Annotated in this window: 11 protein-coding genes; all 11 read left to right on the top strand. The window is 41.5% G+C overall.

The features are described from left to right. Positions 1-18: 18 nt before the first annotated feature. Complete coding sequence (locus G628_RS0111230; protein ID WP_027209178.1) at positions 19-1,803, top strand: hypothetical protein; 1,785 nt, start codon at positions 19-21, stop codon at positions 1,801-1,803. Between the two features lie 2 nt (positions 1,804-1,805). After that, positions 1,806-2,342: a GNAT family N-acetyltransferase gene (locus tag G628_RS17270; protein WP_051199168.1), complete on the top strand. Its 537-nt coding sequence runs from the start codon at positions 1,806-1,808 to the stop codon at positions 2,340-2,342. 40 nt (positions 2,343-2,382) lie between these two features. After that, positions 2,383-3,333, top strand: a complete 951-nt coding sequence (locus G628_RS0111220) for a glycosyltransferase (protein WP_026656646.1) — start codon at positions 2,383-2,385, stop codon at positions 3,331-3,333. Further along, complete coding sequence (locus G628_RS0111215; RefSeq protein ID WP_027209177.1) at positions 3,320-4,984, top strand: DUF6020 family protein; 1,665 nt, start codon at positions 3,320-3,322, stop codon at positions 4,982-4,984. The genes G628_RS0111220 and G628_RS0111215 overlap by 14 nt, the downstream gene beginning before the upstream one ends. Positions 4,985-5,063: 79 nt before the next feature. Next, positions 5,064-7,718, top strand: a complete 2,655-nt coding sequence (locus tag G628_RS0111210) for an O-antigen ligase family protein (protein ID WP_027209176.1) — start codon at positions 5,064-5,066, stop codon at positions 7,716-7,718. 23 nt (positions 7,719-7,741) lie between these two features. Beyond that, positions 7,742-9,688, top strand: a complete 1,947-nt coding sequence (locus G628_RS0111205; protein WP_027209175.1) for a polysaccharide biosynthesis protein — start codon at positions 7,742-7,744, stop codon at positions 9,686-9,688. Next, positions 9,685-10,962 (top strand): DegT/DnrJ/EryC1/StrS family aminotransferase, encoded by a 1,278-nt coding sequence (locus G628_RS0111200; RefSeq protein WP_034462155.1) that lies wholly within the window; start codon positions 9,685-9,687, stop codon positions 10,960-10,962. The genes G628_RS0111205 and G628_RS0111200 overlap by 4 nt, the downstream gene beginning before the upstream one ends. Before the next feature lie 35 nt (positions 10,963-10,997). Continuing rightward, positions 10,998-11,618: a sugar transferase gene (locus tag G628_RS0111195; RefSeq protein WP_278246551.1), complete on the top strand. Its 621-nt coding sequence runs from the start codon at positions 10,998-11,000 to the stop codon at positions 11,616-11,618. A gap of 1 nt (position 11,619) precedes the next feature. Further along, positions 11,620-12,615 carry an ATP-grasp domain-containing protein gene (locus tag G628_RS0111190; protein WP_027209173.1) on the top strand — a complete coding sequence of 332 codons (996 nt, stop codon included), beginning with the start codon at positions 11,620-11,622 and terminating at the stop codon, positions 12,613-12,615. Positions 12,616-12,617: 2 nt separating this feature from the next. Continuing rightward, positions 12,618-13,715: a glycosyltransferase family 4 protein gene (locus tag G628_RS0111185; RefSeq protein ID WP_034500864.1), complete on the top strand. Its 1,098-nt coding sequence runs from the start codon at positions 12,618-12,620 to the stop codon at positions 13,713-13,715. 126 nt (positions 13,716-13,841) lie between these two features. After that, positions 13,842-15,158: a nucleotide sugar dehydrogenase gene (locus G628_RS0111180; protein WP_027209171.1), complete on the top strand. Its 1,317-nt coding sequence runs from the start codon at positions 13,842-13,844 to the stop codon at positions 15,156-15,158. Positions 15,159-15,199: the final 41 nt, after the last annotated feature.

The following is a 15,199-nucleotide window of genomic DNA, read 5'->3' as shown; positions in this document are numbered from 1 at the left end:
TAAAAAACGGAGCCCGGTATGAAAAAAACTAAAAATACACCCAATTTTATAATTTCTTTGGTTTTGATACTTATTGCAGTTCTTTTCATGGGATTTATCGGAGATTACTATTTTGATCTAAATGATGATGTTCTGATGAAGGACATGCTTTCGGGAGCATATACGGGTGCTCCCGAAGCTCACAATATACAAATGCTGTATCCGATAAGCGCTTTTATCTCGATGTTCTACAGAGTGGTAAGAGGCTTTGACTGGTATGGCATTTTTTTGTGCATTTGTCAGTATATGTGCGTGTTTCTTATCTCCTACAAAGCGCTTCAGGTATGCCCGAAACTTAAGCATAAGATCCTGGTGACGTTGTTTGTGCTGTTTTTCTCAATTGGAGTGATAGGCGCACATTTTCTTTTTGTTCAATATACATTTACATGCGGCCTTTTGTCTGCGACTGCGGCATTTCTTATTTTTACGCATGAAAAAGAAGTTGATAAAAACTTTGGCATTGCTTTCTGGCTTATTCTGACAGCGTTTCTTTTAAGGTCTGAAATGCTTCTTTTAACGCTTCCCATGGTATGTGTGGCCATCTTTATAAGATGGATGCTGAATATGAACAAAGAAGAGTTTTTGGACTGCCTTAAGCTGTTTGGCGTTATCGTTGCGGCACTTGCGGTTGCAATGGGCATACATAAATTTGCGTTTTCGTTGCCCGAGTGGAAGGAATATAACGACATTTTTGATGCAAGAACGCAATTGTATGATTTTCAGTACGTTCCTGAATATGAGGCAAATAAGGAGTTTTACGACAGTATTGGCATTGATAAGAGTGAGTATGAGCTGATCACGTTTGAAAACTATAATATTGGTTTGGACGATGAGATAGATGCAAAGGTATTAAACGAAGTTGCGGAGTATGCAGATAAGTTAAGATCCGATGAGGAGCCTTTTGCTCAGCGATTGAAGGCTGCATTTTCCAAGTATATATACGGACTTCATAATTTCAGTATGCCGCAGAGCTATGAGATGGATTCGGAGAATTATTGTCCTTGGAATCTGATAGTGATAATACTTTACCTCGGAGTTCTTATTTCCTACATGTTTCCAAGACAGGACAGCAGCAAAAAGGAAACTCTCCGCGTGATCGGTGCGCTTGTGCTGTTGTTTATGTGCAGGACAACTCTGTGGATTTATATCATAATGGGACGCAGAGTGCCTATAAGGATCACACACCCGCTTTATCTTATAGAGATACTGGTGCTGTTTGCGATTCTCTTAAGACGTGCGGGTAAGAGCAGCGTTTTGCCGTACAAGATAGTATTCGTAATTATGATGATTTCTCTTTTATTTGTTCCCAATCAGAAAAAGGTGATCGATTCGGAACTTCATGCAAGGGAGCTTATGCGAAAGCACTATGATGCGCTTTATGACTACTTTGCCGAAAATAGTGACAATTTTTATTTTATTGATGTGTATACATCCATTTCATGCGAAAATGATATGGAAGAAGGCGAGGCTACATTTTCGGAGAAGCTTTTTGACAGAGTTAATAATGACTACGCAAACCATGATTTGATGGGAGGATGGGGAGTAAAGAGTCCTCTTACGGTGAAGAAGCTTTCAAGAGCCGGCTACAGCGATATGCAGTCGGGACTTTTGGCACAAAATGCATATATGGTCCAGACACAGTCGGATGAAGACGGAATTGACTGGATAATTGATTATTACAGAGATAAAGGCATAGAGGTTACGGTTGACCGCGAGACAATTATAGATGATGCTTTTGCAATATACTCGGTCAGGGAGAAATAATTATGGAAAGAGGAACACAGGGCTTTGTAATCCGCGGAGAAAAGGTATCTCTAAGAAAGATTACCTTGGAAGACACAGATCTTATCGTAAAGTGGAGAAATAACGAGAGAGTCAGGAATAATTTCGTTTTCAAAGAAGTGTTTACAAAAGAACTGCATGAAAACTGGTTTAAGACAAAGATTATGACGGGACTTGTTGAGCAGTTTATTATCTGTGAGAACGATAATGACAACAAACCCGTTGGAAGCGTGTACTTTAGGGATATCGACAAGGAAGAAAAATCTGCGGAATATGGCATATTTATCGGTGAGGATGACGCGATAAGCAAAGGCTACGGCAATGAGACCGCGGTTCTTGCGCTTACGTATGCCAAAGAGACCATAGGACTTAAAAAAGTTTTCCTTAAGGCATTTGCCTATAATGAAGTTGCAATAAAGAGCTATTCAAATGCGGGATTTGTAAAGACAAAAGATCTTGCGCAGGTTGAGTGCAGTGACGGTCAAAAAAGTGATATGATACTTATGGAAAAAATGTTATAAACAGCGTTTTCACACATAAGTCGAAAGGTTTTAGATAAGAATGCAGAAGAAATCAGTAAGTTTCATAATCCCTTGCTACAGATCTGAGAATACTCTTAGTGAGGTTGTGGATGAAATTGTAGATACAATGAAGGATTCCGACGAGTATATCTATGAGATCGTGCTTGTAAATGACGGATCTCCCGACAATACATGGGGAAAGATAGGTGAGATTGCAAAGAAGCATTCCGACATTGTTACGGGAATAAATTTTGCCAAGAATTTCGGACAGCATGCTGCTCTTATGGCGGGACTCAACGCTTCTCAGGGCGATTATGTAATATGCCTTGACGATGACGGTCAGACTCCCGCAAGTGAAGTATTTAAGCTCCTTAATGCGCTCAGAGACGGCGCTGATGCCGTATATGCGAGATATGCGCACAAACAGCACAACAGCTTCAGAAATTTCGGAACGGCAATGAATGAGTGGATGGCGGAAGTTATGCTTGGAAAGCCAAAGGATCTCTTTGTGTCCAGCTATTTCGGAGTAAGAAGATTTGTTGTTAATGAGATGATAAAGTATGACAGCTCTTTTCCCTATGTTATCGGACTTGTGCTTAGGACGACAAGCAATGTTGTAAACGTTGACGTTAATCACAGAAAAAGAGAAGTCGGACAGAGCGGATATAATCTGGGAAAGCTCTTTATGCTGTGGATAAACGGGTTCACGGCGTTTAGTATTAAACCTTTGAGACTTGCGACTATGGTTGGATTTATTTTGTCCGTACTTGGATTTTTGTTCGGTATTTATACGATTATTTTGAAATTTGTTTATCCGTATGCATCAAATTATAAAGGATACTATGCTCTTATGTCCGCGTTAGTGTTTATCGGTGGAATGATACTTTTCATGCTCGGCATGGTCGGAGAGTATGTCGGAAGGACATATATTGCACAGAACAAGAATCCTCAGTATGTAATTCGAGAGACAACACGTGATGATAAAGAGTAATATGGGGCCTGAAAATAATAATCAAAAACAGAACTTAACAGCCTGGCTTATGTCAGGCTTATTTGGCATTTTATCGGGTATTTTTCTGGTGTTCGGATATCAGCTTGAAAAATATGATAATGTGAACTTTAAAGATGCCGGAACTTATGCTCTTATTTTGTGTTTTGCGTTCATTCTTACAATAGATGTATATTACGTCTGGAACAATTATGACGGGGCAAGGCAGGGGAAAAAACTCTTTGGCTTTGTGACTATTAGTGGCAAAACAGAGCCGGATGAGGATAAGAATTTCATGTTTAAGAGCTGGGCAGCCATGGTAGCTCTTAATACTATCGTCATTCTTGCTGAGTTTCCGGGGTTTTTTGTCTATGATGCGCAGGATGAACTTAATGAAGTCCTTACCAGAACATTTTCGACGCATCATCCTCTTTTGCACGTGCTTCTTCTTGGTGGCACGATAGCGGTCTTTCATAAACTCACAGGCAGTTGGAACGGCGGAATATTTATTTATACATTTTTTCAGATGCTCGTGATCACGCTTATCCTTTCGTATGTCATGGATCATCTGAGGAAAAAAGGAATCGGAAAGCGTTCGCTTATAGCATGGACGCTGTACTACGGAGTGTTTCCGGTTATTGTTATGTACAATCTTTGCTCAAGTAAAGACGGGCTTTTTACTGCATTTTTGTTATATGTGACATTGTCACTTATAAAACTTGTTGAGAACAGGGAAGCCTTTTTAAAGAGCAGATTTTCTGTTATAAGCTTTGTCATCGCGGCTGTTCTCATGCCGCTCTTTAGGCACAACGGATTTTATGCTTATCTTGTGTTTTTACCTTTTGCATTTATATATTTCAGAAAAGAGCTTGCGAAGCGGTTGGCGCTTGTTCTGACCGTGCCGGTAGTGGCATATCTTGTGATAAATACTGCTCTCGGAGCAGCTTTTTCCTCAAAAGGAACCGATCATCAGGAGATGCTTACGGTACCTATAATGCAGATGGCAAGGGTGTATACCTATGAAAAAGATTCGATGTCACCTGAAGATATCGATACGCTCAAGGCCTATATACCGGAAGAAAATCTTGCAAATTATACGCCACGCGTGTCAGATCTTGTGAAGTATGGGTTTAACAACGAATTATATGAAAAAAACAGCGGAGATTTCTGGAAGCTCTGGGCAAAGCTTGGTGCGGGACATCCGGCTGCATATCTGAATTCATGGTTTCTGACTTCTTATGGATACTGGTATCCGCCGGCACTTATCAACGTATATAAGGGAACATCGGTATTTACTTTTACATACACCGACAGTTCGTACTTTGGCTACGAAGTTGAGCAGCCGGGAAAGCGGAACAGCTATATTCCTGCGATAGACAAGCTATACAGATATATATCCATCGGAACATTCCATAAGGATGCACCGGTATTGGCACTGCTGTTTTCACCCGGATTTTGCATGTTAATATACCTTTTTGTTATGTTGTATCGCTTATCAAAAGGAAAGTTTGGCAGAGTCCTTCCGTTTTTACCGTTAATACTGACATGGATGACGGTTCTTTTGGGACCTACATATCTTGTCAGGTACGTGGCAATATTGTGGTATGCATTGCCACTGTTATTTGCACCTTTAAATGATGTCTCACAGGCATAGTCTGTTTGATTAAGGGGGGCAGGTATGATAATATTTAACTTGGCTTAGTGCCTAACAAAAGAGGGAAAAACATACTTGTATGAGAAAGATAATAGATAGAAAAACAGCGTATAGAGCGGTAGTGCTTCTTATTGCCTTGGTAGCAGTTTTGAGTATCTGGCCGGGACGCCTTTGGACGGAGGTTATGGAGACTTCCGCCGGTGGAAACAGGATAGAAGAAGACAAGGCCGTAAATGTTGAATGTTTTTATTCACAGAAATTTGTCGCAAGATATAACAGATTAAGTTCTGTGGATATATACATCTCCAAAGTGGAGAAGGGAAGATACTTTGACGTTACCGTTTGTGACCTTGGCGGAAGGGAACTTATAAAGACTCTGGTAGATACCGGAGATAAGGTAATTCCGGGCTATGTCAGGGCGACACTTGAATATAATGTTGAAGTTGGAAAAGAGTATATCCTATATGTAAGGGGCTGCAGATCTAAGGTTGATATCAACTTTGAGACTGTACCTGATAATCCGGAATATGTAGGAAGCATGTACGAACACTGTTTTTTCAGCGAAGGAAGTAGTATCACAGAGGTTCCCGGAATGCACATTGCGGCGGGATATAACTACAGAATTCCAATGTCAAAGAAAAGTTCGCTTGCCGTTATTGCGGTTATAGCAGCGATCACTGCGCTTTTGTACGGGCTTATCGGACTGTATTTTTCAAAGCGCCCCGGAAGAAACAGTATCATAACTGTAGAGAGATGCGTAAAATTTGTAGCAAATCCAATTGCCACAGTGTTCTATCTTGCACTTATGATAATGGTCTTTCCGCTTAAGGTGTTTGACACCAGGGCAGTGGACATTGTCTTTTATGAAATAGGACTTATCGTGGCAGCGGGAATAACTTTCTATGCCATTAACCATAAAGTTGTAAAAAGTGAAGTGGGTATTTCATTTATTGACGGAATAGATGCCGGAAATAGGGTGAGATACTTTCTTGTGATGTTTTCTATGGCAATAGGAATGTGGTACTCATGTTGTTGCATGAACGACGATTATGACACATTCAGGCATCTTTCCGAGAGAAAAATGGCAATTTCGTTCATTGTAATGATGCTTCTTACATTGTCAGCCAAAGAGGCGTTTAATGCACTCAATCTTGTGTGGCTTATTGCTTCGGGGATAGGCGGAGTTTATTACTACAAACAGAATCTTTTCCCCGAAACGGAACCTGATTTTGTTGAAAAAAATACTGCTATAAAATACGCCGTGATAATCTTCATGTTAGGCGGCATATTGGCCATAAATCTTATTAAACTTTTTGCAGGTTACATTCATGAGAAGCTTAATAAGAATATTCGTGTCAGTGAAGAACGTGCAAGCATTTCACGTTTCGGCATTTTTGTATACGTTTTCTTTGTTGTACTCATAGTTATGAGAAACGGCAGCTGGTGGGGAGTTGCACTTGCGGCGACATTCTCATGCCTGTATTTAAGAGGACTTGTATGGAAGGGAAGAAAAGACTGGCTGAGCATACTTTCGGGCGGTCTTATGCTTAACTTTGGTATTTCTTTTGTTTACTGCCTTATGTTCAGATGCTTTGCGGGATATGTAAGCGGAAGATACGGCTTTTTGTTCCATACGCAGACGGTAACAGCCGAATATCTGACGGTTATGGGAGCGGTAGCGGCAGTTCTTTTGGCTGTAAAGATTGTTGCCCTTCCTAAGAACTATGGAGTGAAAGATTTTATAAAAACAGCGTGGAAAGAGCTTATACTGTTCGGACTGATCTCGGTTTACGCGATCTTCACCGTTTCAAGAACAGCTTATGTTTCTCTTTTCATTTGTGCTTTTTGCGTGCTTATGTGCTACAAAAAGAGATTTGGCAAAATATTGATCGCTATGATCGTTTCGGTAGTTGTTTGCTTTTCTCCGGTATTTACGCTTCAGAGGATTATTCCTGCAATGGTTGGAAATCCTGTGCTTATGATAAATGATGACACGGATCCTTTTGTCAGAGGCGGAGCTGCCTGGGGAAGTCCCAACTACATGTGCGTGGAGAGATTTGCCAACCTCTTTGCGAGCAAGATTCTTGGGCTTGATGTGGGTACATATGATTATCCGCATGATATATATAATTACGATCCCGAGACGGGCAAACCATATTTGGATGAATACGGAGATCCCGTTGATGACATTGAAGAGAATGAATCATTTGGAATGTCTGCACCTGAGACTGACAATATGCTTGCTTCGACGCAGTTTACAAATGCAGAGGCAATGATGCTTCTTACAGCGACAGACGGTGATGAGAATGAAGCGGAAGATGCGGAGTCCGAAGAAGTAAGCACTCTGCTTGATAAGCTTGATAGTATTTCCAATAACAGGATTACTATATATAGAACATATTTAAAAGAAATGAACCTGACGGGACATGCGGAACAGCCTATACTACCTGATGGTATGGTTGCATATCATGCGCACAATACATATCTTCAGGTTGCGTATGACAGGGGAGTTCCTGCAGGAATAATGTTTGTGATGTTTGTATTTGGAAGCATTGTTTTTGGATTTAAGTTCTTTAATAAAAATAAAGAAAAACAGCCCCTTGCACTTGTTCCTTTTGTAATTGCAATCGGATTCATGGTTGCCGGAATGAGTGAATCGGTATTTGAATTCAGCTATCCGATGACACCGGCACTTATGCTTTCAATCTTTCCTTTGATGCAGAATAACAAATGATATCTTAACAACAGAGAATGGCTATGGAAAAGAAGAAAAAAGAACCTTTTAATTATCAAAAATTGTATAGGCGTGCGGTACTTGTTATTTACGATGTGATAAGTATAATCCTGGTGAGCTTTATACCTGTACTTATGAGATACGATCTTGATCTCGATCAGGTTGAAGAACACTTCTTGACAACTACGATTACTTATTTGCCTATAAATATTATCGTAACCCTTATTGTGTTTTATGTTTTTAAGCTCTATGACAGCTTATGGGCATATGCCGGAGAAAGAGAACTGCAGAACCTTGTAATGGGATGTGCCGTTTCAAGCGGTATCACGGCAGTTGGACTTCAGTTTTTCAAAGTTCCGGGACATCAGGCTGAGCCAAAGACCTATTATTTCCTCTATCTGGTTTTGCTCATTGCACTGATCTTTGCAAGCAGATTTTCTTACAGATTTTTGCGAAGTGCCAAGCACCATGCGGAGAAGAACAAAAATGCCAAAGCAATAATGGTAATAGGAGCGGGTGAAGCTGCCAATATTATCATTAAAGATATTATCAAGAGCAATTACAACACAATGTCCATCAAATGTATCATCGATGATGATTCCGACAAGTGGGGCAGATATATTCAGGGAATCAGGGTTGTCGGCGGAAGAGACAGGATTGTAGAATGCGCGGATCTGTATGATATTGATGAGATCATTGTTGCCATTCCTTCTGTTTCAAGACAGGAACTTAAGAAGATACTTGATATCTGTAAAAATACACATTGTAAGATGCGTGCGCTTCCCGGAATGTACCAGCTTTTAAGCGGCGAGGTTAACGTATCGAGACTTCGCGATGTTGAAGTAGAAGACCTTCTGGGAAGAGATCCAATTGCGGTCGATATTGACTCCATCGCAGGTTATGTCAGCGGAAAGACCGTTATGGTAACAGGTGGCGGCGGATCTATCGGATCGGAGCTCTGTAGACAGGTTGCCGGACATAAGCCCAAGAGACTTATAATTGTAGATATTTACGAGAATAATGCCTATGACATTCAGCAGGAGCTCAAGACAAAATATCCCGATCTTGACCTTGTTGTTCTCATTGCGTCAGTAAGAAATACACTCAGGATCAATATGATATTCGAAAAGTATAAGCCTGAGATCGTATACCATGCAGCTGCACACAAGCACGTGCCTCTTATGGAGGACAGTCCGAATGAAGCTATCAAGAATAATGTATTCGGAACCTGGAAGACAGCTATGGCAGCAGCTATGAACGGCACCGAGAAGTTTGTTATGATCTCAACCGATAAGGCTGTAAATCCCACGAACGTAATGGGTGCAAGTAAGAGAATCTGCGAGATGATCGTTCAGACGATGAATAAGCACTACGATACGGAATTCGTGGCGGTCAGATTTGGTAATGTACTTGGTTCAAACGGTTCTGTTATCCCGCTCTTTAAGAAACAGATTGCGGCAGGCGGACCCGTTACGGTTACAGACCCTAATATCATCAGATACTTTATGACAATTTCAGAGGCGGTTTCCCTCGTGCTTCAGGCAGGAGCATTTGCAAAGGGCGGCGAGATATTCGTACTTGATATGGGTGAACCCGTAAAGATACTCGATCTTGCAGAGAACCTCATAAAACTTTCCGGATACAAGGTCGGAGAGGATATCAGAATTGAATTTACGGGACTTCGCCCGGGTGAGAAACTCTACGAAGAGATGCTCATGGATGAAGAAGGACTTCAGGATACAGAAAATAAGATGATCCATATCGGAAAGCCTATTGAGCTTGATGAGATGAAGTTTTTCTCGGGGCTCGAGCGACTTAATGTTGCGGCAAAAGAGGAATCACCTGAGATAAGAACTCTCGTAAAAGAGATAGTTACAACATACCATCCCGCCAATAACGAAGCGGACAGTACGGAAGAACACAAAGAAATGCTTAAAAAGCTAGCTGAAAAAATCAATACGGAGGAATGATCGTGGAAATTAGACCCTTTCAGAAAAAAATCTGGCTTTCATCCCCGACAATGCACGGTGATGAGATCAAGTACGTGCAGGAGGCATATGACACCAACTGGATGTCAACCGTCGGAGCGAATATAAACGAGGCTGAAAAACTTATATGTGAAAAGATCGGATGCAAGGAGGCTGTTGCACTTTCATCGGGAACAGCTGCGCTTCATCTTGCGATAAAACTTGCAGGTGAAAGACTTTACGGTCAGCCTAAGATCGGACACGGAACACTTGAGGGAAAGAAAGTATTTTGTTCCGATCTTACTTTCGATGCTACAGTAAATCCCATTGCTTATGAGGGCGGTGAAGCTGTATTTATCGATACGGAAGAAGATACATGGAATATGGATCCCGAATCACTGGAAAGAGCTTTTGAGACATATCCCGATGTAAGACTTGTAGTCGTTGCACATCTTTACGGAACACCCGGAAAGATAGACGGAATCCAGAGAATCTGCCGTGCGCACAATGCACTTATAGTTGAGGATGCGGCTGAATCTCTCGGCGCAACATACAAGGGAAAGCAGACGGGACTTTTTGGTGATTACAGCATTCTCTCTTTTAACGGAAACAAGATCATAACCGGTTCTGCGGGAGGGATGTTCCTTACAAACAGTACAGAAGATGCTCACAAGGTGCGTAAGTGGTCCACTCAGGCAAGAGAGGATGCACCCTGGTATCAGCATGAGGAACTTGGCTACAACTACAGAATGAGCAACGTTATTGCCGGAGTTGTAAGGGGACAGATTCCTTATCTTGAAGAGCATGTCGCTCAGAAAAAAGAAATCTATATGCGTTACAAAGAAGGCCTCAAGGGACTTCCCGTAAAGATGAATCCTTACGATAAGAAGAACAGTGAGCCGAATTTCTGGCTTTCATGCATGATTATAGATGAGGATGTAATGTGCAGACAGGTTCGCGGAGAAAAAGAAGTTCTCTACAATCCCGAGCCCGGAAAGACATGTCCCACAGAGATCCTTAGTGCTATCGCTGAGAATAACGCAGAGGGACGTCCTATCTGGAAGCCGATGCATATGCAGCCTATCTACAGGTCAAACGCATTTATCACAAAGCACGGAAACGGAAGAGCCCGCAGCAATGCTTACATTGAAGAGGAAGGCTTTAAGGATGTCGGAGCCGATATCTTTAACAGAGGCTTATGCCTTCCAAGTGACATCAAGATGACAAAAGAGCAGCAGGATATGATCATTGAGATCATAAGAAGATGCTTTGACTAATAATGCTTTGGACACGGCATATTTCGGAGTGACGAATGATTTATTCAAAATTTATTAAGAGATTGATAGATATAATACTGTCTTTACTGGTACTCATACCTTTTTGCTGGTTGTACCTTATACTTGCGATACTCGTAAGAGTTAAGCTCGGAAGTCCTGTTATTTTCAGACAGCCGAGGCCCGGCAAGGACGGAGAAGTTTTTAACCTTTACAAATTCAGGACAATGACTGATGCAAAGGATGAAAACGGAAATCTTCTTCCCGATGAAGACAGACTTCCCGAGTTTGGTAAAAAGCTCAGAGCGACCAGCCTTGATGAACTTCCTGAGTTTTTCAACATTTTAAAGGGTGACATGAGTTTCATAGGCCCCAGGCCCCTTCTTGTCAAATACCTTCCCCTCTATAACGAGGAACAGAGGCACAGACATGATGTAAGACCGGGACTTACGGGATGGGCACAGGTTAACGGAAGGAATCTTCTCAGCTGGGAAGACAGATTTGAGAAAGATGTATATTACGCAAGAAATATATCATTCCTTTTCGATCTCAAGATTTTTTTCATGACCATCGCTGTAGTATTTAAGCACGATGACATAAACAGTGCCACAGATGCCACAATGGAGGCATTTACAGGTACAAAACCAAAGGAGCAGTAAAATGAATATTTTATTTTGCAGTGTCGGAAGACGCTGTGAACTTTTAAAAGATTTTAGAAAAACGCTTGGGGACAAGGTTCATATGGTTGTTACGGATAACAGCGTATATGCGCCGGCTCCCGCTTTTGCGGATGTTTGCTATAGAGTTCCGCTTATAACGGCGCCTGAGTACATCCCGACAATTCTTGATATTTGCAAGAAAGAAAAGATTGATGCGGTAACGACACTTATCGACCCTGAGATCGCAATTCTTTCGGCTCACAGAAAAGAGTTTGAGGAACTCGGTGTTGAAGTGCTTGCTCCATATGAGGAAACTGCAAAGCTTTGCTTTGATAAATTTGAGATGTACAAGTACCTCATGGAAAAAGGAATCAACACGGTAAAGACTTACGGCTGTTTCGATGATTTCGACAAGGATTACAAAGAAGGCAAGATAAATCTTCCTGTCTTCGTTAAGCCGAGAACCGGAAGCGGAAGCGTAGGAGCACGCAAGGTTGATACATATGAACTTCTTAAGGAAGTTACCGAGAAAGATCCGGGGCTTATTATTCAGGAGCTTATGACGGGAAAAGATATGGATGCAGATATCTATGTCGATACAATAAGCCACAAGCCCGTTGCGGTTTTCTCCAAGAAAAAAATCTCTACTACGATCGGTGGAGCAAACAAGACAATATCATTCAAGGATGAGAAACTCTTTGAATTTGCACAGAAAGCGCTTGAGGTATTTAAGTTCAACGGACCTCTCGATATGGATCTCTTTTACCAGAACGGTGAGTATTATCTTTCTGAGATCAATCCGAGATTCGGAGGAGCTTATCTTCATGCCTACGGCGCGGGAGTTGATTTCCCGTCATTCATTTACAGAAATGTTGTTGAGAAAAAAGAAAACGCTCAGCAGATCGGGCAGTATGACGAGAACGTCGTTATGATGATGTATGACAGTGTTGTCATAGATACATTGGATAACCTTGAGGATCGAATGAGAGAAATCTGATAATGACAATTTTGATTTTGGCGAACTATGCAAACGGTCTTTATCTTTTTAGAAAAGAACTGCTTGAGTCCTTTAAAAATGCGGGACACAAGGTGATAGTTTCCGTTCCTTTCGATGAGAATGTGCACAAGCTTACGGATATGAACGTGGAACTTGTGGACACTCATCTTGAAAGACACGGGATGAATCCGCTAAAAGACCTCAAATTGTTTGCAAGTTACATGAAAATAATGAAGAAGACAAGACCTGACGCGGTTCTTACATATACGATAAAGCCCAATATTTACGGGGCATCCGCGGCAAAATTCTTGAGAATCCCTTATATCTGCAACGTTACCGGACTCGGTACTGCGATAGAAGGCGGCGGGATGCTCAGTAAGATTCTTGTGAAGATGTATTCTTTTTCAATGAACAGGGCGGTAAAGGTCTTTTTTCAGAATAAGAGAAACCTTGAATTCATGCAGAATAAAGGTGTTGCAAAAAAGAATGCGGCTCTTTTGCCCGGATCCGGAGTAAATCTTACGGATCATCCTTTCAGGGAATATCCTTCGGAGGAAGACGGTATACGTTTTCTTGCGGTCATAAGGATAATGAAAGATAAGGGAATTGAGGAGTATCTTAAGGCTGCGGAAGAGATAACTTCCGCAAATGATAAAGTCTTTTTTGATCTTGTCGGAGAATACGAAGAGGACGAGAGGGAAAAGTATGAGCCTATGATACGGGCGCTTGAAGAAAAAGGCGTGGTAAAGTATCATGGGCATCTGGACAGCGTAGAACCTGTAATGGCTAACAGCCATGTTATAGTACATCCTTCATACCATGAGGGACTTTCAAATGTGCTTCTCGAAGCGGGAGCGTGCGGAAGACCTGTTCTTGCAACCGATGTAAACGGATGTAAAGAAACATTTGAAGAAGGTGTGACGGGAATAGGCTTTAAGCCGGGAAATGCTTCGGCACTTTCGGATGCTATACATAAAATACTTGCATTTTCCGAGAATGACAGGAAAAGCATGGGGCAAAAAGCCAGATTGTTTATTGAGAAAAATTATGACAGAAAAATTGTCATTTCAACTTATGAGCAAACGCTTAAAGAACTGTAAAAATGTGATTTTTACAGATGTTTGACAGGCGTAGTATAATAAATGTGTTCTTGAATTTTTTATTTAAGAATCTATAATTATGTAAAAAACTTTAACATTGAAATGTTAATGATTTGGAGGATTCAAATGGGTTTGTATGAGAAACTTCTCGCCGGAGAAGAAAAACTGTCATTGGTTGGACTTGGTTATGTAGGTATGCCTATTGCTGTGGCATATGCTAAGAAGATAAAGGTAGTGGGATACGATTTTAACGCTGCCAAGGTTGAACTTTATAAGAAGGGAATCGACCCTACAAGAGAAGTCGGCGATGAAGCTATTAAGAATACAAGTGTTGAATTTACAGCAGATCCCGAGAAACTTCGTGAGTGTAAGTTCCATGTAGTTGCGGTTCCTACACCTGTAAATGACGATCACACACCCGATCTTTCACCTGTAGAGGGAGCAAGCCACACACTCGGTAAGTACCTCACAAAGGGAAGTATCGTAGTATATGAGTCAACAGTATATCCCGGAGTAACAGAGGATATCTGTGTTCCTATTCTTGAGCAGGAGTCCGGACTTAAGTGCGGTGTTGATTTCAAGGTAGGATATTCACCTGAGCGTATCAACCCCGGTGACAAGGTTCACAGACTTGATACCATTACAAAGATTGTTTCAGGTATGGATGAAGAGACTCTTGAGGAAGTTGCAAACGTATACAGTCTTGTTGCACTTGCCGGAGTTTATAAGGCACAGTCTATCAAAGTTGCCGAGGCTGCAAAGGTTATCGAGAACAGCCAGAGAGATATCAATATTGCATTTATGAACGAGCTTTCAATGATCTTCCACAAGATGGATATCGATACAAAGAGCGTTCTTGAGGCTGCCGGAACAAAGTGGAATTTCCTTAAATTCTTCCCCGGCCTTGTAGGTGGTCACTGCATCGGTGTAGACCCTTACTACCTCACATACAAAGCAGAAGAACTCGGTTATCATTCACAGATCATTCTTTCGGGAAGAAGAATCAATGATGACATGGGTAAATATATCGCAGAGTCTTGCGTAAAGAACCTTATCGCAAACGACATCGCGGTTAAGAATGCGAAGGTTGCCATTCTTGGATTTACTTTCAAGGAGAACTGCCCTGATACACGTAATACCAAGATCATCGACATTTACAACGAGCTTGGCGAGTACGGAATCACTCCGGTAGTGGTTGATCCCGAAGCTGATGCCGACGAGGCTAAGAGACTTTACGGTATCGATTTTGATTCATTGGATGCCGTTAAGGATATGGATGCGGTTATCGTTGCTGTTGCTCACAAGGAATTCGAGAGCTACAAGCCTGCAGATATCGCAAAATTCTTCAATGCAAAACATAAGACAAAGGTGTTCATGGATCTTAAGGGAATCTATGATATGAGCGAATATAAAGCTCCAGAGTATGATTATTGGAGACTTTGAGCACTTAGCGAGGTTCTTACGAGCTTAGTGCGAAAGTCGTT

It is taken from the genome of Butyrivibrio hungatei NK4A153 (genome assembly GCF_000424465.1).
Taxonomy (GTDB): domain Bacteria; phylum Bacillota; class Clostridia; order Lachnospirales; family Lachnospiraceae; genus Butyrivibrio; species Butyrivibrio hungatei_A.
This window is presented reverse-complemented; position numbering and strand designations above follow the sequence as displayed.